Annotated in this window: 13 protein-coding genes; 10 read left to right on the top strand and 3 right to left on the bottom strand. The window is 66.8% G+C overall.

Features of this window, described 5'->3' with window-relative positions:
* Nucleotides 1–10: 10 nt before the first annotated feature.
* From C9412_RS18525 to C9412_RS18495, 7 genes are all read left to right on the top strand, one after another.
* Complete coding sequence (locus C9412_RS18525; protein WP_107232954.1) at nt 11–532, top strand: 3-hydroxyanthranilate 3,4-dioxygenase; 522 nt, start codon at nt 11–13, stop codon at nt 530–532.
* A gap of 154 nt (nt 533–686) precedes the next feature.
* Complete coding sequence (gene kynU / locus C9412_RS18520) at nt 687–1961, top strand: kynureninase (protein ID WP_107232953.1); 1275 nt, start codon at nt 687–689, stop codon at nt 1959–1961.
* A 31-nt stretch (nt 1962–1992) separates the two neighbouring features.
* Entirely contained in the window at nt 1993–3360 is a 1368-nt protein-coding gene (locus C9412_RS18515) for an NAD(P)/FAD-dependent oxidoreductase (protein WP_107232952.1), read from the top strand.
* Complete coding sequence (sbcB, locus tag C9412_RS18510) at nt 3360–4799, top strand: exodeoxyribonuclease I (RefSeq protein ID WP_107232951.1); 1440 nt, start codon at nt 3360–3362, stop codon at nt 4797–4799. The genes C9412_RS18515 and sbcB overlap by 1 nt, the downstream gene beginning before the upstream one ends.
* The gene (locus C9412_RS18505; RefSeq protein ID WP_107232950.1) at nt 4796–5482 is read left to right on the top strand and encodes a DUF2461 domain-containing protein; all 687 of its coding nucleotides are present in this window, start codon (nt 4796–4798) and stop codon (nt 5480–5482) included. Before sbcB ends, C9412_RS18505 begins: the two co-directional genes overlap by 4 nt.
* Complete coding sequence (locus C9412_RS18500; protein WP_107232949.1) at nt 5482–6474, top strand: aldo/keto reductase; 993 nt, start codon at nt 5482–5484, stop codon at nt 6472–6474. The genes C9412_RS18505 and C9412_RS18500 overlap by 1 nt, the downstream gene beginning before the upstream one ends.
* Before the next feature lie 41 nt (nt 6475–6515).
* Nucleotides 6516–7067 (top strand): DUF2939 domain-containing protein, encoded by a 552-nt coding sequence (locus C9412_RS18495; RefSeq protein WP_107232948.1) that lies wholly within the window; start codon nt 6516–6518, stop codon nt 7065–7067.
* Nucleotides 7068–7178: 111 nt separating this feature from the next.
* On the opposite strand, the gene C9412_RS18490 is transcribed toward C9412_RS18495, so the two are convergent.
* From C9412_RS18490 to C9412_RS18480, 3 genes are all read right to left on the bottom strand, one after another.
* Entirely contained in the window at nt 7179–8123 is a 945-nt protein-coding gene (locus tag C9412_RS18490) for a 5'-nucleotidase (protein WP_019660382.1), read from the bottom strand.
* Between the two features lie 46 nt (nt 8124–8169).
* Nucleotides 8170–8943 carry an NAD kinase gene (locus C9412_RS18485; protein WP_107232947.1) on the bottom strand — a complete coding sequence of 258 codons (774 nt, stop codon included), beginning with the start codon at nt 8941–8943 and terminating at the stop codon, nt 8170–8172.
* Nucleotides 8944–9157: 214 nt separating this feature from the next.
* Nucleotides 9158–14134: an NAD-glutamate dehydrogenase domain-containing protein gene (locus tag C9412_RS18480; protein WP_107232946.1), complete on the bottom strand. Its 4977-nt coding sequence runs from the start codon at nt 14132–14134 to the stop codon at nt 9158–9160.
* Between the two features lie 250 nt (nt 14135–14384).
* On the opposite strand from C9412_RS18480, the gene C9412_RS18475 reads away from it, so the two are divergent.
* From C9412_RS18475 to C9412_RS18465, 3 genes are read left to right on the top strand one after another with little or no spacing between them, the layout of a single operon-like run.
* Nucleotides 14385–15041 (top strand): TetR/AcrR family transcriptional regulator, encoded by a 657-nt coding sequence (locus C9412_RS18475; RefSeq protein WP_107232945.1) that lies wholly within the window; start codon nt 14385–14387, stop codon nt 15039–15041.
* Nucleotides 15041–16309, top strand: a complete 1269-nt coding sequence (locus tag C9412_RS18470) for an efflux RND transporter periplasmic adaptor subunit (RefSeq protein WP_107232944.1) — start codon at nt 15041–15043, stop codon at nt 16307–16309. The genes C9412_RS18475 and C9412_RS18470 overlap by 1 nt, the downstream gene beginning before the upstream one ends.
* Before the next feature lie 15 nt (nt 16310–16324).
* Nucleotides 16325–19498 carry a multidrug efflux RND transporter permease subunit gene (locus tag C9412_RS18465; RefSeq protein ID WP_107232943.1) on the top strand — a complete coding sequence of 1058 codons (3174 nt, stop codon included), beginning with the start codon at nt 16325–16327 and terminating at the stop codon, nt 19496–19498.
* Nucleotides 19499–19550: the final 52 nt, after the last annotated feature.

Below are 19550 nucleotides of genomic sequence, written 5' to 3'. Positions count from 1 at the left end.
GATCACGACCATGCTCGCCTCGCCGATCAATCTGCACGCCTGGATCGAAGAACATCGCCACCTGCTGAAACCGCCGGTGGGCAACAAGATGATCGACAACGGCGACTTCATCGTGATGGTGGTGGGCGGGCCGAACTCGCGCACCGACTACCACTACGACGAAGGCCCGGAGTGGTTCTACCAGCTCGAAGGCGAGATGGTGCTGAAGGTGCAGGAAGACGGCGCGGTGCGCGACATTCCGATCCGTGCCGGCGAGATCTTCCTGCTGCCGGCCAGGGTGCCGCACTCGCCGCGGCGCCCGCCCGGCGGTGTCGGCCTGGTGGTCGAACGCAAGCGCCTGCCGCATGAACGTGACGGCGTGATCTGGCACTGCGAGCGCTGCAACCACAAGCTCTACGAAGAGTATTTCACGCTGCAGAACATCGAGACCGACCTGCCCAAGGTCTTTGCCAGGTACCAGGCCAGCCTTGAACTGCGTACGTGCAGTGAATGCGGGCACGTGGACCCGTTGCCCGCGCCGGCGGCAGGTTGAGCCCTTGTAGAGCCGAGCCCATGCTCGGCTGTGGGCCCGCGTAGCCGAGCATGGGCTCGGCTCTACATGTTCGGCGGCATGCACGCATCCCTGCCACCGGGTACGCCGCCCCAGGCGCTACACTGGCCGTCCCGTTGCAGCCTGTTGCCCAACCATGTCCGACCTGCTCAGCCGCACCCACGCCATTGCCCTGGACGCCGCCGATCCGCTGCGCCCGCTGCGTAACGAATTCCTGATTCCGCGCCATGGCGGCGGCGAACAGACCTACTTCGTCGGCAACTCGCTGGGCCTGCAGCCGCGCGGTGCGCAGGCGGCGGTGCAGGAAGTGATGAAGCAGTGGGGCGAGCTGGCGGTGGAAGGCCACTTCACCGGCCCCACGCAGTGGCTGTCCTACCACCGTCTGGTGAGCGCGCAGCTGGCCCGCGTAGTCGGCGCACTGCCCAGCGAAGTGGTGGCCATGAACACGCTGAGCGTGAACCTGCACCTGATGATGGTCAGCTTCTACCGGCCGACGGCCGAGCGCCCGGTGATCCTGATGGAGGCCGGCGCGTTCCCCACCGATCGCCATGCCGTTGAGGCACAGATCCGCTTCCACGGCTTCGACCCCGCCGAATGCCTGGTGGAAGTACAGCCGGATGAGCCCAATGGCACGATCTCGCAGGTGGCGATCGAACGCGCCATCGCCGAACACGGCCCGCGCCTGGCGCTGGTGCTGTGGCCGGGCGTGCAGTACCGCACCGGCCAGGCCTTCGACCTGGACGCGATCACCCGCGCGGCGCGACTGCAGGGCGCGCGCATCGGCTTCGACCTGGCCCATTCGGTGGGCAATCTGCCACTGCGCCTGCATGAGGTGGCCCCCGATTTCGCCGTGTGGTGCCACTACAAGTATCTCAACAGCGGCCCGGGCGCGGTTGCCGGTGCATTCGTGCACGAGCGCCACCACCGCGACACCACGCTGCCGCGCTTTGCCGGCTGGTGGGGCCATGAAGAGAGCACCCGCTTCCAGATGGCGCCGCAGTTCACCCCGGCCATCGGTGCCGAAGGCTGGCAGCTGAGCAATCCGCCGATCCTCGGCCTGGCCCCGCTGCGCGCCTCACTGGACCTGTTCGAGCGTGCCGGCATGGAGACGCTGCGCAGCAAATCGCTGGCACTGACCGGCATGCTTGAAGCGCTGGTACGCGCGCGCCTGTCCAGCGTGCTGGACATCATTACCCCAGCCGATCCGCAGCGCCGTGGCTGCCAGCTGTCGCTGCGCGTGATCGGCGGTCGTGAGCGCGGTCGTGCCCTGTTCGAGCATCTGCGTGGCATCGGCGTGCTCGGCGACTGGCGCGAACCGGACGTCATCCGCATTTCTCCCACCCCGCTCTACAACCGCTACCTGGACGTGCATCACTTCGTCGAGGAAGTGGAAGCCTGGGCCGGCCTCTGAGCCGGCGCCTCCCCTACTGCTGGACAGTTCGTTGATCGCACACGCTTCCCGCTCGTTGAGCATTATCGGCGCCGGCCTGGCCGGATCCCTGCTGGCCATCCTGCTGTCGCGGCAGGGCTGGCGCATCACCCTGTACGAACGCCGCGGCGATCCGCGCATCGCCGATTACGAGAGCGGCCGTTCGATCAACCTGGCCCTGGCCGAGCGCGGACGCAACGCGCTGCGCCAAGCCGGCGTGGAGGACGAGGTGATGGCGCGCGCGGTGATGATGCGTGGGCGCATGGTGCACCCGCGCGAAGGCGAACCGCAGCTGCAACGCTATGGCCGCGATGACAGCGAAGTGATCTGGTCGATCCACCGCAGCGACCTCAACACCACGCTGCTGGAGCTGGCCGAACAGGCCGGTGCCACCGTGCACTTCCACCGCCGTCTGCACACCGTGGACTTCGATGCCGGCTACGCACGCTTCATCGACGACCGCGATGACAGCCCGCATGACATCCACTTCGACAGCCTGATCGGTGCAGACGGCGCCGGCTCGGCGCTGCGGGCGGCGATGAACCGGCGCGCACCGCTGGGCGAGGACATCGCCTTCCTCGACCACTCCTACAAGGAGCTGGAGATCCCGCCGGCCGCCGACGGCGGCTTCCGTATCGAGCGCAATGCACTGCACATCTGGCCACGCGGCCACTACATGTGCATCGCCCTGCCCAACCACGAAGGCACCTTCACCGTCACCCTGTTCCTGCCCAACCAGGGTGATCCCAGCTTCGCCACAGTCAACACCGGGGCGCAGGCCGAAGCACTGTTCGCGCGCGAGTTCGGCGATACCCTGCCGCTGATCCCGAACCTGCACGCAGACTGGGAACAGCACCCGCCGGGCCTGCTCGGCACGCTCACCCTGGAACGCTGGCACCAGCAGGGCCGCGCCGTGCTGATCGGCGATGCCGCCCATGCCATGGTGCCGTTCCACGGCCAGGGCATGAACTGCGCCTTCGAGGACTGCGTGGCACTGGCCCGCCATCTGATGGAAGCGGATGACCTGGAAGGCGCGTTCGCGGCATTCGAGCGCGAGCGCAAGCCGAACGCGCGTGCCATCCAGCAGATGGCGCTGGAGAACTATCTGGAAATGCGCGACCGCGTGGCCGATCCTGCGTTCCTGCTGCAACGCGAGCTGGAGCAGGAACTGCAGCGGCGCTGGCCGACCCGCTTCGTGCCGCACTACACCATGGTCACCTTCCTGCACACGCCGTATGCCGAAGCACTGCGCCGCACCGAACTGCAGCGCGACATGCTGGTGGTGGCCACCGCCGGCCACGATTCACTGGACAACATCGACTGGGCTGCACTGGAAGCGCAGATCCATGCGCAGCTGCCGGTGCTGGAGGGCGCGCACTGATGGCTGACAGCTTCCTGTTCTACGACCTGGAAACCTTCGGCCAGGATCCGCGGCGCACCCGCATCTCGCAGTTCGCCGCGATCCGCACCGACGCCGACCTCAACGAGATCGACACCCCGGTCAGCTTCTTCGTGCGCCCGGCCGATGACCTGCTGCCCTCGCCGATGGCCACCCTGGTCACCGGCATCACACCGCAGCAGGCCCTGGCTGAAGGCATCAGCGAGGCCGAAGCGTTCGACCGCATCAACGAACTGCTGTCGCGGCCCGGCACCTGCGCACTGGGCTACAACACGCTGCGCTTCGATGACGAGTTCGTCCGCTACGGCCTGTTCCGCAACTTCCACGACCCGTACGAGCGCGAGTGGCGCAACGGCAATTCGCGCTGGGACCTGCTGGACATGCTGCGGCTGATGCGCGCGATGCGCCCGGATGGCATCCAGTGGCCGCTGCGCGAGGACGGCGCCACCTCGTTCAAGCTGGAACATCTGGCCGAAGCCAACCACGTGCGCGAAGGCGATGCGCACGAAGCGCTTTCGGACGTGCGCGCCACCATCGGCATGGCGCGCCTGTTCAAGCAGTCGCAACCCCGCCTGTGGGACTACGCACTGAAACTGCGCGACAAGCGCTTCGTCGGCAGCCTGCTGGATGTGGCCGCGCTCAAGCCGGTGCTGCATATCTCCATGCGCTACCCGGCCAGCCGCCTGTGCGCCGCACCGGTACTACCGCTGGCGGTGCACCCGACCATCAACAACCGGGTGATCGTGTTCGACCTGGACGGCGACATCGACGACCTGCTGGAACTGCCCGCCGAGGTGATCGCGCAGCGGCTGTACATGCGCGCCAGCGAACTGCCCGAGGGCGCGGCGCGGGTGCCGCTGAAGGAAGTGCATCTGAACAAGGTGCCGGCACTGATCGCCTGGAATCACCTGCGTGCCGATGACCATGCGCGGCTGGGCCTGGACGTGGCGGCGATCGAGGCCAAGGTCGAGCGCCTGCGTGCGTTCGCCCCGCAGCTGGCCGAGAAGGCGCGCCAGGTCTACAACCAGCCACGCGCGGCCACCGTGGCCGACGTCGATGCCTCGCTGTATGACGGTTTCCTCGGCAACGGCGACAAGCCGCTGCTGGCGCTGGCCCGCACCACCGCGCCGGAACAGCTGGCCGCGCTGGAAGGCCGCTTCCGCGACCCACGCCTGCCCGAGCTGCTGTTCCGCTACCGCGCGCGCAACCATCCTGGCAGCCTCGCGCCGGCTGAACGCGAGCGCTGGCAGGATTACCGCCGCCAGCGCCTGCTCGGAGACGGCGGCCTGGGCGAACTCAACCTGCCCCAGTACCAGCAGCAGCTCGATGCACTGGCCGCCGATGCGCCCGATGACGCCCGGCGCCAGGCTCTGCTGCAGTCGCTGCGTGAGTGGGGCCAGCATCTGCAGGAGACGTTGTGAGTACCTATTTCTCGGACGCCAGCTTCAGGTTCCTGCGCAGCCTCGCGCGGCACAACGACAAGGCCTGGTTCAACGACCATCGCCAGCAGTATGAAGACCACGTGCGACAGCCGTTCCTGCGCCTGCTGGGCGATCTGCAACCGGCGCTGGCCGAGGTCAGCGAGCACTTCCGCGCCGATACCCGTGGTGTCGGTGGCTCGCTGTTCCGCATCCATCGCGACGCGCGTTTTTCCAACGACAAGTCGCCCTACAAGACCTGGCAGGGCGCGCGTCTGTTCCATGAGCGCCGCCGCGAAGTGGCCGCGCCCTCGTTCTACGTGCATCTGCAGCCGGGCGAGAGCTTCGTCGGCGCAGGCCTGTGGCACCCGGAGCCGGAGACCCAGCGCCGCGTGCGCCATTTCATCCTCGACAACCCGGGCAGCTGGAAGGCGGCCGCGCATGCACCGGCCCTTCGCAAGCGCTTCGATTTCGAGGAAAGCGAGAAGCTGGTGCGCCCGCCGCGCGGCTTCCCGGCCGACTTCGAGTTCATCGATGACCTCAAGCACCGCAACTGGGTGATGTGGCGCTCGCTGGACGACGCCACGATGACCGGGCCGCGCCTGCTGTCCACGCTGGGCAAGGATCTGGCCGGGCTGGGCCCGTTCGTCGACTACCTGTGCGCGGCATTGGACCTGGAATTCTGATGTCGCCGCAGTCTGCGCTGGCGCGCCAGCGGCGAGTGCTGGGCCGTACCGGCTTGGCGGTTTCACCGGTCGGTCTGGGCTGCTCCGGGTTCTGGGGCCATCGCCGCTTTCCCGAAGAGGCGGCGGCAGCCGTGGTCGCGCATGCCCTGGCCCATGGTGTGAACCTGCTCGACACCGGGCACAACTACTCCGGCTTCCATGCCGAGCCGCGCCTGGGCCGCATTCTTCGCCCGCTGCTGAAGCACTACCCGCGCGATGCGCTGGTGATCTCCAGCAAGGGCGGCACGCTGACCGGCCAGGCCGGCATCAGCGGTGCCGAGCAGCGCAACTTCTCGCCTGCGGCCATCACCGCCAGTTGCGAAGCCTCGCTGCGCAACCTCGGCCTGGACCATCTGGACATCTACCAGCTGCATGGCGCCAGCGAACACGACATCAACGACGATCTGCTGGCCGCACTGCAACGCCTGCGCGAGCGTGGGCTGATCCGGCACACCGGCATCAACACCCACTCCGCATCGACCCTGCGCTGGATGATCGCCCACCCCACCGCCTTCGATGTGGTGCTGCTGGACTACAACGCCCTGCAGCAGGACCGCGAACCGCTGATCGAGCAGCTGCACGCCGCTGGCATCGGCGTGCTGGCAGGCACGGTGCTGGCACAGGGCCACCTGCTGCCCGCGCGCCCGCGCCTGCCGCGGCTGGCCGATGGTTGGTACCTGGCGCGCGCCTGGCTCAAACCCAGCAGCCGGCAACTGATGCGCAGCGCCCGCAGCATGCGCAGCGCCGTGGCCGCGATCCACAGCCAGCGCCCGGCGCAGACCGCCTTCGCCTACGCGCTGGGCCACCCCGGCGTGGCCAGCGGGATCCTCGGCACCACCCGCATCGGCAGCCTGGATGAAGTACTGGCCACACGGCTGGAGGCGCTGAGCGCTGCCGAGCGCCAGCAACTGGTGGACGCCTTCGGAGATGGCCGCGGCTCCCCCAGTCATTGAGTCTTCACCCGGCACGCCCGCCGTTGCGGCAGTCTGGGGGCATGAAAAAGCTCACTGCCCTCGCAATCCTGCTGGTCCTGGCGCTGGCAGCCTGGTGGTTTGGCGGCCCCTACATGGCCGTCAACGGCCTGTCCAAGGCCATCGAGCAGCGTGACACCGCGCGCCTGGAGCGCTACGTGGACTTCCCGCGCGTTCGCAGCAGCCTGCGCGCCCAGCTCAACGACTATCTGGTACGCCAGGCCGGTCCGGATGTGGCGGCCAGCCCATTCGGCGCCCTCCTCTACGGCCTGGGCGACCAGCTGGGTGGTGCCGCCGTGGACACCATGGTCACCCCGGCCGGGATCGGCGCAATGCTGCAAGGTCACGTGCTGTGGAAACGCGGCCGCAATGAGCTGCAGGGCGGCGACGCCTTCGGCCCGACCGAGCCAGCGCGGCCATTGAAGAACGCCGAACACCATTTCGAAGCGCTGGACCGCTTCGTGATCGACGTCGATCGCGGTCCCGGCCAGCCGCCCTTGAAGGTCGTGCTGGAACCGCAGGGCCTGCGCTGGAAAGTGGTGGATCTGCAGCTGGGGATGTCGGTCACGCATTGACCGGTAGCGGCCCACCTTGGTGGGCAGTGACGCACCACCGTGCCAACCAAGGTTGGCACCTACCGGGGCGATGACGTGCCAACCAACGGTTGGCACCCACCCATCATGACGTCAGCCCTCGTTGGCGACACCGTGCGGGACGTGACCGGCGGCCACGTGTTCGCGCGCGCTGTCGATGTTGTGCTGCGAATCGTCGAAGAAGATGTCGGCACCGAAGGCCTGCAGGAACGGCCCCTTGTGGCGGCCACCGAGGAACAGCGCCTCATCCAGGCGCACGCCCCACTCACGCAGGGTGCGGATCACCCGCTCGTGCGCCGGCGCCGAACGCGCGGTGACCAGCGCGGTACGGATCGGTGCACTTTCGCCGGCCGGGAACACTTCCTGCAGCGTATGCAGGGCCGACAGGAAACCACGGAACGGACCGCCGCTGAGTGGCTCACGGGCGCGCTCGCGCTCGTGGCGACCAAACGCTTCCACGCCCTGCTCGCGCGAAATGCGCTCGCTTTCATCGCCGAAAATCACCGCGTCGCCGTCGAAGGCGATGCGCAGCTGGCCGGCCGGGCGGCCGATGTCGATCTGGTCGGCTGCCGCCGCCGCGGTCTCACCCGGCGGCTTGGGCAGGATCGTCGCTGCGGCGATGCCGTGGCGCAGCGCGCTGCGCACCGATTCCGGGTTGGCCGACAGGAACAGGTCGGTACCGAACGGCTTCACATACGGCCAGGTCGGCTCGCCGGCGGTGAACGTCGCGCGGATGATGCCCAGGCCATAGTGCTGGATCGAATTGAAAATGCGCAGGCCGGTATCGGCCGAGTTGCGCGACAACAGGATCACCTCGACCCGCGGGTTCTCCGGGCTGGCGCCCTGGTTCAGCGCCAGCAGCTTGCGCACCACCGGAAAGGCCACGCCCGGGCCGAGGATATCGTCCTCATGCTGGCGCTGGAATTCGGCATAGGCCGCCACGCCATCGCTCTCGAACAGCGCGTGGCTTTCTTCCAGATCAAACAGCGCGCGCGAGGTCACCGCGACGGTCAGCAAACGGGGGGAGTTGTCGCCCATCGGTGGGGTCCTTCAAGCGGTCGGCGGGGCCGGCGGCCTATTGTCCTCAAAAAACGAACTGTTCGCTCAGGATCCGGTCTTCCAGATTGTGCTCCGGGTCGAACAGCAGGGTCACCCGGCGGTCCTTCGACTCGCGGATGGTCACCTCCACCACATCACGGGTCTCGTGCGAATCGGCGGTGACGCTGACCGGGCGCTTGTACGGATCGAGCACGCGGAAGCGCACCTCGGTATCGGCCTTGAGGATCGCGCCGCGCCAGCGCCGTGGCCGGTACGGGGCCAGCGGCGTCAGCGCAATGGTATGCGAGCCCAGCGGCAGCACCGGCCCATGCGCGGAATAGTTGTAGGCGGTACTGCCGGCCGGGGTGGCCACCAGCACGCCGTCACCGATCAGCTCGGCCACCCGCTCCTGGCCGTTGAGGTCGATGCCGATGTGTGCCGCCTGCCGGGTCTGGCGCAACAGCGAGACATCGTTATATGCCAGCGAACCGGTGCTGGTGCCCGATTCGGTCAGTGCCACCATTTCCAGTGGGCGCAGATGGGCCGGCTCGGCGCGGGCGATGCGGGCATGCACGTCATCGTCGCCGCGGTACTGGTTCATCAGGAAGCCGACGGTGCCCAGCTTCATGCCGAACACCGGCTTGCCCAGGTGCCCGTGCCGGTGCAGCGTCTGCAGCATGAAGCCATCACCGCCCAGCGGGCACAGCACGTCGGCCTGCTCGGGCGCGAAGTCGCCATAGCGCGAGACCATCGCCGCGCGCGCCATCTGCGCCGGTTCGGTGCTGCTGGCCAGGAAAGCGATGCGGGGGGAGTCGCTCATCGGTGGATCCGGGTGGGTGTGCCAGCAAGAGCATACCCGGTCGTGCAATGCAGAAAGAACGGCCCCGCTTTCGCGGGGCCGTTCCTCCAACTGCTGCAGATCAGGAGCCCCCCTGAGTCAGGGGGGCGCGCCAACGGCGCGGGGGTCTGGGAGCATGGTTGGCATGGGGCCCACGGTTTGCAGAGCAAACCGTGGGGCGTCAGCGCGAATGCGCTTACGCACCATGCGCCGCCAGCTGGCCCAGGCGCTGCACCGCGACCGAGACGGTCGGGTAGTCCAGGGTCTTCTGCTCGGCCAGTTCGGCCAGCATTGCCAGGGTGAAGCGCAGGCTGTTGTCGTCACGGCCCATCCAGGCTGCCACCTTGGCCTCCGCGCTGCTGCCCTTGGTGCCCAGCACCTGGCCGGCCAGGTTGCGGTGGTTGGCCGCCAGTTCGTCACGCAGCACGCCACGTGCCACCGCGTGCCAACGACCGTTGACCTCCAGCGCGTCGACCTGCTCGAACAGCCACGGCAGCTGCAGGGCATCGCCCAGGCGGAAGTGGACCTTGGACACGTCCACCGGCTTCAGCTTGCGGGTGCGGGCCAGTTCGATGATGTCGAACGCCGGCTCCAGGAAGTGCAGTTCGGCCAGCTGCTGCGCCAGCGCGGACGGCAGGCCCTTTTCCTTCCACTCGGCCACCAGGGCTTCGTAGGTCGGACGCTGCGAATCCGGCAGCACGCCCGAGGCGACACGGATGTCGTTGAACGGGCCCTGGTAGCGGTTGACCGCTTCGGTGATGCCCGGCATCGCGCCCGGGCGCGACAGCAGCCAGCGCACGAACGAACGCTGCAGCTTCCAGATCACTTCCAGTGCGTCGATCTGCACCGACTCCGGCACCTTGCCGTCGAGCGCATCGATCTGCGCCCACAGCGCGCGTGCATCCAGCGTTTCGCGGCTGATGGTGTAGGCCTTGGCGACCTCGGCGATGGAACGGCCGGTGTCTTCCTGCATGCGCATCAGGAAGGTGGCGCCCATGCGGTTGATGGTCTGGTTGGTCACGGCCGTGGCGATGATTTCGCGCTTCAGGCGGTGACGCTCCATCGCGTCGGCATACTTCTTCTGCAGCGGGGTCGGGAAGTAGCGCTGCAGTTCCTTGGACAGGTACGGATCTTCCGGAATGTCCGAATCCAGCAGCTGGGCGAACGCCACCAGCTTGGAGTAGGACAGCAGCACCGACAGTTCCGGACGGGTCAGGCCCTGGCCACGCGCCTTGCGCTGGGACAGCTCGGCATCGGACGGCAGGAACTCGATCTGGCGATCGAGCAGGCCCTGCTGTTCCAGGGTGCGGATGAAGTGCTGCTTGGAACCCAGGCGCTTGACCGCCATCCGCTCCATCAGGCTCAGGGCCTGGTTCTGGCGGTAGTTGTCGTTGAGCACCAGCTCGGCCACTTCGTCGGTCATCGACGCCAGCAGCTTGTTGCGCTGTTCAACGGTCAGCTTCTTGGCCCGCACCACATCGTTGAGCAGGATCTTGATGTTGACTTCATGGTCGGAGGTATCCACACCGGCCGAGTTGTCGATGAAGTCGGTGTTGAGCAGCACGCCGGCCTGCGCGGCTTCGATACGGCCCAGCTGGGTCATGCCCAGGTTGCCGCCCTCGCCCACCACCTTGCAGCGCAGCTCGCCACCGTTCACGCGCAGCGCATTGTTGGCGCGGTCGCCGACATCGCTGTGCTGCTCGCTGGCGGCCTTGACGTAGGTACCGATGCCGCCGTTCCACAGCAGGTCGACCGGTGCCTTCAGGATCGCGCTCATCAGATCGTTCGGCGACAGCGCCTTGACGCTGTCGTCCAGGCCCAGCGCTTCACGCACCTGCGGGGTGATCTCGATCGACTTCAGGCTGCGCGGGAAGATGCCGCCGCCCTTGCTGATCAGCTTGGCATCGTAGTCGGCCCAGCTCGAACGCGGCACGGTGAACATGCGCTCACGCTCGACGAACGAGGTCGCCGCATCCGGGTTCGGGTCCAGGAAGATGTGGCGGTGATCGAACGCGGCCACCAGACGGATATGGCGCGACAGCAGCATGCCGTTGCCGAACACGTCGCCGGACATGTCGCCGACGCCGACCGCGGTGAAGTCCTGGGTCTGGCTGTCACGGCCCAGCGCACGGAAGTGGCGCTTGACCGACTCCCACGCACCGCGTGCGGTGATGCCCATGCCCTTGTGGTCGTAACCCACCGAACCGCCGGAGGCGAAGGCATCGCCCATCCAGAAGCCGTGCGCGATGGCCAGGCCGTTGGCGATGTCGGAGAAGGTCGCGGTGCCCTTGTCAGCGGCCACCACCAGGTACGGATCGTCCATGTCGTGGCGCACGACATCCACCGGCGGCACGATCTTGTTGTTGACGATGTTGTCGGTGATGTCCAGCAGGCCCTGGATGAACAGCTTGTAGCAGGCCACGCCGTTGGCGAAGATCGCATCGCGATCACCGTTCACTGGCGGCATCTTGGCGAAGAAGCCCCCCTTGGCGCCGACCGGCACGATCACGGTGTTCTTCACCATCTGCGCCTTGACCAGGCCCAGCACCTCGGTACGGAAGTCTTCGCGACGATCCGACCAGCGCAGGCCACCACGGGCCACGGCGCCGAAACGCAGGTGGGTACCTTCCACGCGCGGGCCGTACACGAAGATTTCGCGGTACGGGCGCGGCTTGGGCAGGTCCGGCACCAGCGCCGAATCGAACTTGAAGCTGATGACATGGCCGTGCTGGCCGTTGGCATCGGTCTGGTAGTAGCTGGTGCGCAGGGTCGCGTCGATCACGCCCATGAACGAACGCAGGATGCGGTCCTCGTCCAGGCTCGACACGCGGTCCATCAGCTTCAGCAGCGCATCGCGCGCGGCCTGCATCTGTGCATCGCGGTCACCCTTGCGGGCGTCGACCACGGTCTTGAGCACCTTCAGGGTGGCCTCGTCGCCGGCGGCCAGCACATCGAGGTGCGCCTTCAGCTGGGCCTGGCCCGCGGCGATGTCGTCCTTGCTCTCGTGGCCGGTGGCCGGATCGAAGCGCGCTTCGAACAGTTCCACCAGCAGGCGGGCCAGCAGCGGGTAACGGGCGAAGGTGCCCTCCACGTAGGCCTGCGAGAACGGCACGCCGGTCTGCAGCAGGTACTTGCAGTAGCCGCGCAGCATGGCGACCTGGCGCCAGTGCAGGCCGGCGGCCAGCACCAGGCGGTTGAAGCCATCGTTCTCGGCATCGCCGTGCCAGACGCGGGCGAAGGTCTCGCCGAAGGCTTCATCGACGCTGGCGGCATCGATCGCACCGGCGGTCGATTCGACTTCGAAGTCCTGCACGTACACCGGCGCGTTGTCGACCGACAGGCGGTACGGACGCTCGGCGATCACGCGTAGGCCCATGTTTTCCATCATCGGCAGCGCGTCCGACAGCGGGATGTCATCCAGCTGGCGGTACAGCTTCAGGCGCAGGCCATCACCGCTTTCGCGCGGCACCGCCTGCAAGCTCAGGCGCAGGTCGTCCGGGCCGGTCAGGGCGTCGAGCTGGCTGACATCGTTGGCGGCAACGGCGGTGCTGTTGTCTTCGATGTAGCCGGCGGGCAGCGCCTTGCCGATGCGGGCAGCGATGCGCAGGCCTTCGGTTTCGCCATGGCGCGACACCAGCGCTTCACGCAGGTCGTCCTGCCAGTTGCGCAGCACCTGGGCCAGCTTCTGTTCCAGTTCGGCGGTATCGACGTCGAGCATTTCGCCCGGCTTCGGGCGCACGATCAGGTGCACCTGGGCCAGCGGCGATTCGCCCAGCACCACCGAGCTGTCCACGTACTCGCCGTGCAGCGCGTCCTTCAGCATCGCTTCGATGCGCAGGCGCACATCGGTGTTGAAGCGTTCGCGCGGCAGGTAGACCAGCGCCGAAATGAAACGGCTGTACTTGTCGCGGCGCAGGAACAGGCGGCTGCGCACGCGCTCCTGCAGGCCCAGCACGCCCATCGCGGTGCGCAGCAGTTCGTCCTCGCTGGACTGGAACAGCTCTTCGCGCGGCAGGGTTTCCAGGATGTGGCGCAGCGCCTTGCCACTGTGGCTGGCCGGGGCCAGGCCGGACTGCTTCATCACGTGTTCGTGGCGCTGGCGCACCAGCGGGATTTCCCACGGGCGGCGGTTGTAGGCGCTGGAGGTGAACAGACCAAGGAAGCGCTGCTCGCCGATGATCTTGCCCTTGGCGTCGAATTCCAGCACGCCGATGTAGTCCATGTAGCCGGCGCGGTGCACGCGCGAACGGGCATTGGTCTTGGTCAGGATCAGCGCGTCCTTCAGCCCGGACGTGGCGTTCAGGCCCTGCGCGGCCAGGGTCTTGACCGGACGGGCGGCGGACTTGTCCTTGCCGCGCATCAGGCCCAGGCCGGTGTCGTTCAGCGGCGCCAGCACTTCTTCCTTGCCCTGCTTCTCGACGCGGTATTCGCGGTAGCCGAAGAAGGTGAAGTGGTTGTCGGCGGCCCAGCGCAGGAACTCCTGTGCTTCCTTGCGCGAGGCATCGTCGACCGGCAGCTGGCGGCTGCCCAGGTCGTCGGCCAGCGCCAGTGCCTTGTCCTTCATCGGCTGCCAGTCGCGCACGATCGCACGCACTTCATCCAGCGCCTTGTTGATCGCCTGCTCGATGGCGGCCATGGCTTCGGCCGGCTGGCGGTCGATTTCCAGCAGCATCACCGACTCGGCATCACCCTCGCCGACCTTGAGCAGCTTGCCGGCCTTGTCGCGGCTGAAGTGCAGCACCGGATGACCCAGCACGTGGACGCCCACGCCCTGCTCGGCCAGCGACATGGTCACGGTGTCGACCAGGAACGGCATGTCGTCGTTGACGATCTGCAGCACGGTGTGCGGCGATTCCCAACCATTGGCCTTGGCGGTCGGATTGAACACGCGGACGTTGGCCTTGCCGGCCTTGCGGGCACGGGCGAATTCCAGCGTCTCAGCCGCGAGAGCGGCCCACTCTTCAGCGCTGTGGTGCGGGAACTCGTCCGACTCCATGCGCTTGTAGAAGCCAGTGGCGAAGGCCACTGCTTCGGCCTGTGCGGCCGCGGGGTAGCGCTTGCGCAAGGCCGTGTACACCGGCTCCAGGGAGAAACCAGCGGTCACTGCGACCTCCGACTCTGCTGGTTTGGTCTTGTTTTTCACGGTCTTGGCTGCGGTTTTTTGCGGTTTCATGGCAGAGCGATGCGCTTGCTCAGTTGGGAAAATGAAATTGTAGCCCTACCGCACGAAAAGGCCTTGCTGCAGGACGGAATAAGCAGATTCGGGTTTGCTGCGGTTTAGACGCCTATTCAGTTCGCACCGGTATGGTCCCGGGGCCCTCCGCAGCACTGCCGACAGGATCGGCAAAGCGTGTTACCGGAAGACACACGCGGCCACACCCATTCGATTCCACAATGCTGAACTGGACGGTATAGTCCACCGCGTGAACCCGCCCTGCCCCCCCGCTGCCCTGGACGCGCGCGATGAGCGTGTGTTCGCTGCCGTGCGCGAACTGCTGGCCCAGCAGGGCATGCAGATGAGCATGGACGCGGTGGCCCAGCACGCCGGCTGCTCCAAGCAGACCCTGTACTCGCGCTATGGCAGCAAGCAGGAACTGCTGCGCCGGGTCATGCAGCGCCATGTCGGCCACGCCACCGGCGCCATGGTGCGTGCACTCCGCACTGACAACCTGCGTGCCAGCCTGCTCCAGTTCGCCACCGACTTCCTGGAGCATTTCAACCAACCGCACGTGGGCCAGGCCTGTCGGCTGATCGCCGCCGACGCCGCGCAGTTTCCTGAAGAGGCGCGTACGCTGTACCGGCATGGCGCCGGCGCACTGACGCTTCATCTTGCTGAATGGATTGAAACCGTTTGCATGCAAGGCCGGCTTCGCCATGACGACCCGCACTACATGGCCGAACTGCTGCTGAGCATGATCGCCGGTCAGGATTTCGACAAACAGCGCTTCCATACCGCCCATCGTGATGACGCGCAGCTGCGTCGGCGCTGGGCAGAGTTCTCCGTCGACAGCTTCCTGCGCGCGTTCGCGCCACAGCCGTCGCCGGCCCCGCCTACAAACCAACCCCGGAGTTCCTCCTGATGACCGCCCCACTCCGCACCCTTGCCTTGACGTGCGCCGTTGCTGTCGCGCTGGCTGCCTGCAAGAAGCCGGAACAGCAGACGCCCCCGCCGCCGGAGGTGGGCGTGATCGACGCCAAGCCGCAGACCCTGCCGCTGCAGCGTGAGCTGGTCGGCCGCCTGTCGCCGTTCCGCAGCGCCGATGTGCGCGCACGCGTGCCGGGCGTTCTGCTCAAGCGCGTCTACCAGGAAGGCTCGCAGGTCAAGCAGGGCCAGGCCCTGTTCCTGATCGACCCGGCCCCGCTGCGCGCCTCGCTCAATGCCTCCGAAGCCCAGCTGGCCTCGGCCCGCGCCACCTACGCCAATGCCAAGGTGGCCGCCGACCGTGCCCGTTCGCTGGCGCCGCAGCAGTTCGTCTCCAAGTCCGACCTGGACAACGCCGAATCGGCCGAGCGCACCGCGCTGGCCGCGGTCAAGCAGGCCGAAGCCACCGTCACCTCCTCGCGCATCAACCTGGGCTACACCGAAGTGACCGCGCCGATCAGTGGCGTGGCCAACAAGCAGCAGGTCACCGAAGGTGCGCTGGTCGGCCAGGGCGATGTGACCCTGCTGACCACCGTCGACCAGCTCGATCCGCTGTACGTGAACTTCTCGCTGAGCGTGGACGAACTGACCCAGCTGCGCGCACAGCAGGCCAAGGGTGCGCTGGCACTGTCCGGCGACGGCAAGGCGACGGTCAACGTCAAGCTGGCCGATGGCAGCACCTACAGCGAGCCGGGCACGCTGGACTTCTCCTCGACCACGGTCGATCCGGCCACCGGTGCGGTGTCGCTGCGCGCACTGCTGCCCAACCCGCAGCAGATCCTGCTGCCAGGTGCCTTCGTCAGCTTCCAGGCCAACCTGGGCGAGCGCAACAACGCCTACCTGGTGCCGCAGCAGGCGCTGCTGCGCGACACCACCGGCGGCTACGTGATGGTGGTCGGCGCCGACGGCAAGGTCATTCGCAAGAACGTCAAGACCGACGGCGCGCAGAACGGCAACTGGCTGGTCAGCGACGGCCTGGCCGCCGGTGACAAGGTCATCGTGGCCGGCGTGCAGAAGGTCAAGGAAGGCGCACCGGCCGTGGCCAAGCCGTGGACCCCGGGACAGGACGCCAACGGCAAGCCTGCCGCAGGCGGCGCTGCACCGGCGGCCGCGGCTCCGGCTGCAGGCAAGGCACCGGCCGACGCGGCCAAGCCCGAGCAGGCCGATGCGGCCAAGCCGGCCGCCACCGAATCGAACAAGCAGTAACGGGAACCTTCCGTCATGCCTAAATTTTTCATCGAGCATCCAGTCTTCGCCTGGGTGGTTGCGATCCTGATCTCGCTCAGCGGCGTGATCGCGATCCTCAACCTGGGTGTGGAGTCCTACCCCAACATCGCCCCGCCACAGGTGACCGTCTCGGCCACCTACCCGGGCGCCAGTGCCGACACCACTGAAAAATCGGTCACCCAGGTGATCGAGCAGCAGCTGACCGGTATCGATCACCTGCTGTACTTCAGTTCCTCGTCCGCCTCCAACGGCCGTGCCTCGATCACCCTGACCTTCGAGACCGGCACCGATCCGGACATCGCCCAGGTGCAGGTGCAGAACAAGGTCTCGCTGGCCACGCCACGACTGCCTTCGGAAGTGACCCAGCAGGGTGTGGTGGTGGCCAAGGCCAACGCTGGCTTCCTGATGGTGATCGCGCTGCAGTCCGATACGCCGACGATCAATCGTGACGCCCTGAACGACATCGTCGGCTCGCGCGTGCTCGACCAGGTCTCGCGTATCCCCGGCGTCGGCAGCACCCAGCAGTTCGGTTCCGAGTACGCCATGAACATCTGGCTGAACCCGGAAAAGATGCAGGGCTACGGCCTGTCGGCCAGCCAGGTGCTGGCCGCGGTGCGCGCGCAGAACGTGCAGTTCGCCGCCGGTGCGCTGGGTTCGGACCCGTCGCCTGAGGGCCAGCACTTCACCGCCACGGTCTCGGCCGAAGGCCGCTTCAGCTCGCCGCAGGAGTTCGAGAACATCATCCTGCGCGCCAACGCTGATGGCTCGCGCGTGCTGCTCAAGGACATCGCCCGGGTGGCCTTCGGTGCCAACAACTACGGCTTTGATACCCAGTACAACGGCAAGCCCACCGGTGCCTTCGCCATCCAGCTGCTGCCGGGCGCCAACGCCCTGAACGTGGCCGATGCGGTGCGCGCCAAGATGGACGAACTGCAGCCCAGCTTCCCGTCCGGCGTGACCTGGTTCTCGCCGTACGACAGCACCACCTTCGTCAAGATCTCGATCCAGGAAGTGGTCAAGACCCTGTTCGAAGCAGTGTTGCTGGTGTTCCTGGTGATGCTGATCTTCCTGCAGAACTTCCGCGCCACGCTGATCCCGACCCTGGTCATTCCGGTGGCCCTGCTCGGTACCTTCCTGGGCATGTGGATGATCGGCTTCACGATCAACCAGCTGACCCTGTTCGCGATGGTGCTGGCAATCGGCATCGTGGTCGATGACGCGATCGTGGTGATCGAGAACGTCGAGCGCATCATGACCGAAGAAGGGCTGGCGCCGAAGCCGGCCACGCAAAAGGCGATGACCCAGATCACCGGCGCGGTGGTGGCGATCACCGTCGTGCTGGCCGCGGTGTTCATTCCGTCGGCACTGCAGGGCGGTGCGGCCGGTGAGATCTACAAGCAGTTCGCGCTGACCATCGCCATCTCGATGGCGTTCTCGGCGTTCCTGGCGCTGGGCTTCACCCCGGCGCTGTGCGCGACCTTCCTGAAGCCGACGCACAACGACAACCCGAACATCGTCTACCGCACCTTCAACAAGTACTACGACAAGATCAGCCACACCTACGTGGGGCATATCACCTCGGCGGTGCGCCACGCCCCGCGCTGGATGATCCTGTTCGTGGTGCTGACCGCGCTGTGCGGCTTCCTGTTCACCCGCATGCCGGGCAGCTTCCTGCCCGAAGAAGACCAGGGCTATGCGCTGGCGATCGTGCAGCTGCCGCCGGGTTCGACCAAGGGCCAGACCAACGAAGTGTTCGCGCAGATGCGTGGCGTGCTGGAAAAGCAGGATGGCTATGAAGGCATGCTGCAGGTGGCCGGCTTCAGCTTCGTCGGTTCCGGCGAGAACGTGGGCATGGGCTTCATCCGCCTGAAGCCGTGGGAGGAACGCAAGTTCACCGCGCCGGAGTTCATCCAGAACATGAACGGCGCGTTCTACGGCATCAAGGAAGCGCAGATCTTCGTGGTCAACCTGCCGACCGTGCAGGGCCTGGGCCAGTTCGGCGGCTTCGATATGTGGCTGCAGGACCGCAGCGGCGCCGGCTACGAGCAGCTCACCCAGGCACGCAACATCCTGCTCGGCAAGGCCGCACAGAAGCCTGAAGCGCTGGTCGGCGTGCGCCCCAACGGCCTGGAGAACGCGCCGCAGCTGCAGCTGCACGTCGATCGCGTGCAGGCGCAGTCGATGGGCATGTCGGTGTCGGACGTGTACAGCACCATCCAGCTGATGCTGGCCCCGGTGTACGTCAACGATTTCTTCTACGAAGGCCGCATCAAGCGCGTGACCATGCAGGCCGATGGCCCGTACCGCACCGGCCAGGAATCGCTGAAGAGCTTCTACAGCCCGTCCAGCCTGACCACCAATGCCGATGGCACCAACGCGATGATCCCGCTCAACACGGTGGTCAAGTCCGAGTGGGTGTCGGCACCGCCGTCGTTGAGCCGCTACAACGGCTACTCGGCGATCAACATCGTCGGCTCGCAGGCCCCGGGCACCAGCTCGGGTGAAGCGATGCAGACGATGGAGAGCATCGTCAACGACGACCTGCCGGCCGGCTTCGGCTACGACTGGTCCGGCATGTCCTACCAGGAAATCCTGGCCGGCAACGCCGCGACCCTGCTGCTGGTGCTGTCCATCGTGGTGGTGTTCCTGTGCCTGGCCGCGCTGTATGAAAGCTGGTCGATTCCGGTGGCGGTGCTGCTGGTGGTGCCGCTGGGCGTGCTCGGTGCGCTGGGTCTGTCGATGCTGCGTGGCCTGCCCAACGATCTGTTCTTCAAGATCGGTCTGATCACCGTGATCGGCCTGGCGGCGAAGAATGCGATCCTGATCGTGGAGTTCGCGGTGGAGCAACGCGCAGCAGGCAAGAACCTGCGCGATGCCACCATCGAGGCGGCGCGCCTGCGCTTCCGCCCGATCCTGATGACCTCGTTCGCGTTCATCATGGGCGTCATCCCGATGGCGATCTCCAGCGGTGCCGGCGCCAACTCCCGTCACGCCATCGGCACCGGCGTGATCGGTGGCATGCTGTTCGCCACCCTGCTCGGCCTGCTGATGATTCCGGTGTTCTTCGTGGTCGTGCGGCGCATGCTGGGCGACAAGCTCGATGAACCCTCCAAGGAGTTCATGGAACGCCAGCGCGACGCCGACGCCGCGCACCGCCCGGATCGCTGATCCGGAGATGAGCTGAAACGAGAAAGGCCCCGGCGCGATCCGGGGCCTTTTT

Source organism: Stenotrophomonas sp. Nf1, from assembly GCF_003028475.1.
Classification (GTDB): Bacteria; Pseudomonadota; Gammaproteobacteria; order Xanthomonadales; family Xanthomonadaceae; genus Stenotrophomonas.
This window is presented reverse-complemented; position numbering and strand designations above follow the sequence as displayed.

Bases quoted from the DNA above. Each gene is read 5' to 3' on its own strand.
- C9412_RS18525 (WP_107232954.1), top strand. From the start codon at position 11: ATGCTCGCCTCGCCGATCAATCTGCACGCCTGGATCGAAGAACATCGC.
- kynU (WP_107232953.1), top strand. From the start codon at position 687: ATGTCCGACCTGCTCAGCCGCACCCACGCCATTGCCCTGGACGCCGCC.
- sbcB (WP_107232951.1), top strand. From the start codon at position 3,360: ATGGCTGACAGCTTCCTGTTCTACGACCTGGAAACCTTCGGCCAGGAT.
- C9412_RS18500 (WP_107232949.1), top strand. From the start codon at position 5,482: ATGTCGCCGCAGTCTGCGCTGGCGCGCCAGCGGCGAGTGCTGGGCCGT.
- C9412_RS18495 (WP_107232948.1), top strand. From the start codon at position 6,516: ATGAAAAAGCTCACTGCCCTCGCAATCCTGCTGGTCCTGGCGCTGGCA.
- C9412_RS18490 (WP_019660382.1), bottom strand. From the start codon at position 8,123: ATGGGCGACAACTCCCCCCGTTTGCTGACCGTCGCGGTGACCTCGCGC.
- C9412_RS18485 (WP_107232947.1), bottom strand. From the start codon at position 8,943: ATGAGCGACTCCCCCCGCATCGCTTTCCTGGCCAGCAGCACCGAACCG.
- C9412_RS18480 (WP_107232946.1), bottom strand. From the start codon at position 14,134: ATGAAACCGCAAAAAACCGCAGCCAAGACCGTGAAAAACAAGACCAAA.
- C9412_RS18470 (WP_107232944.1), top strand. From the start codon at position 15,041: ATGACCGCCCCACTCCGCACCCTTGCCTTGACGTGCGCCGTTGCTGTC.
- C9412_RS18465 (WP_107232943.1), top strand. From the start codon at position 16,325: ATGCCTAAATTTTTCATCGAGCATCCAGTCTTCGCCTGGGTGGTTGCG.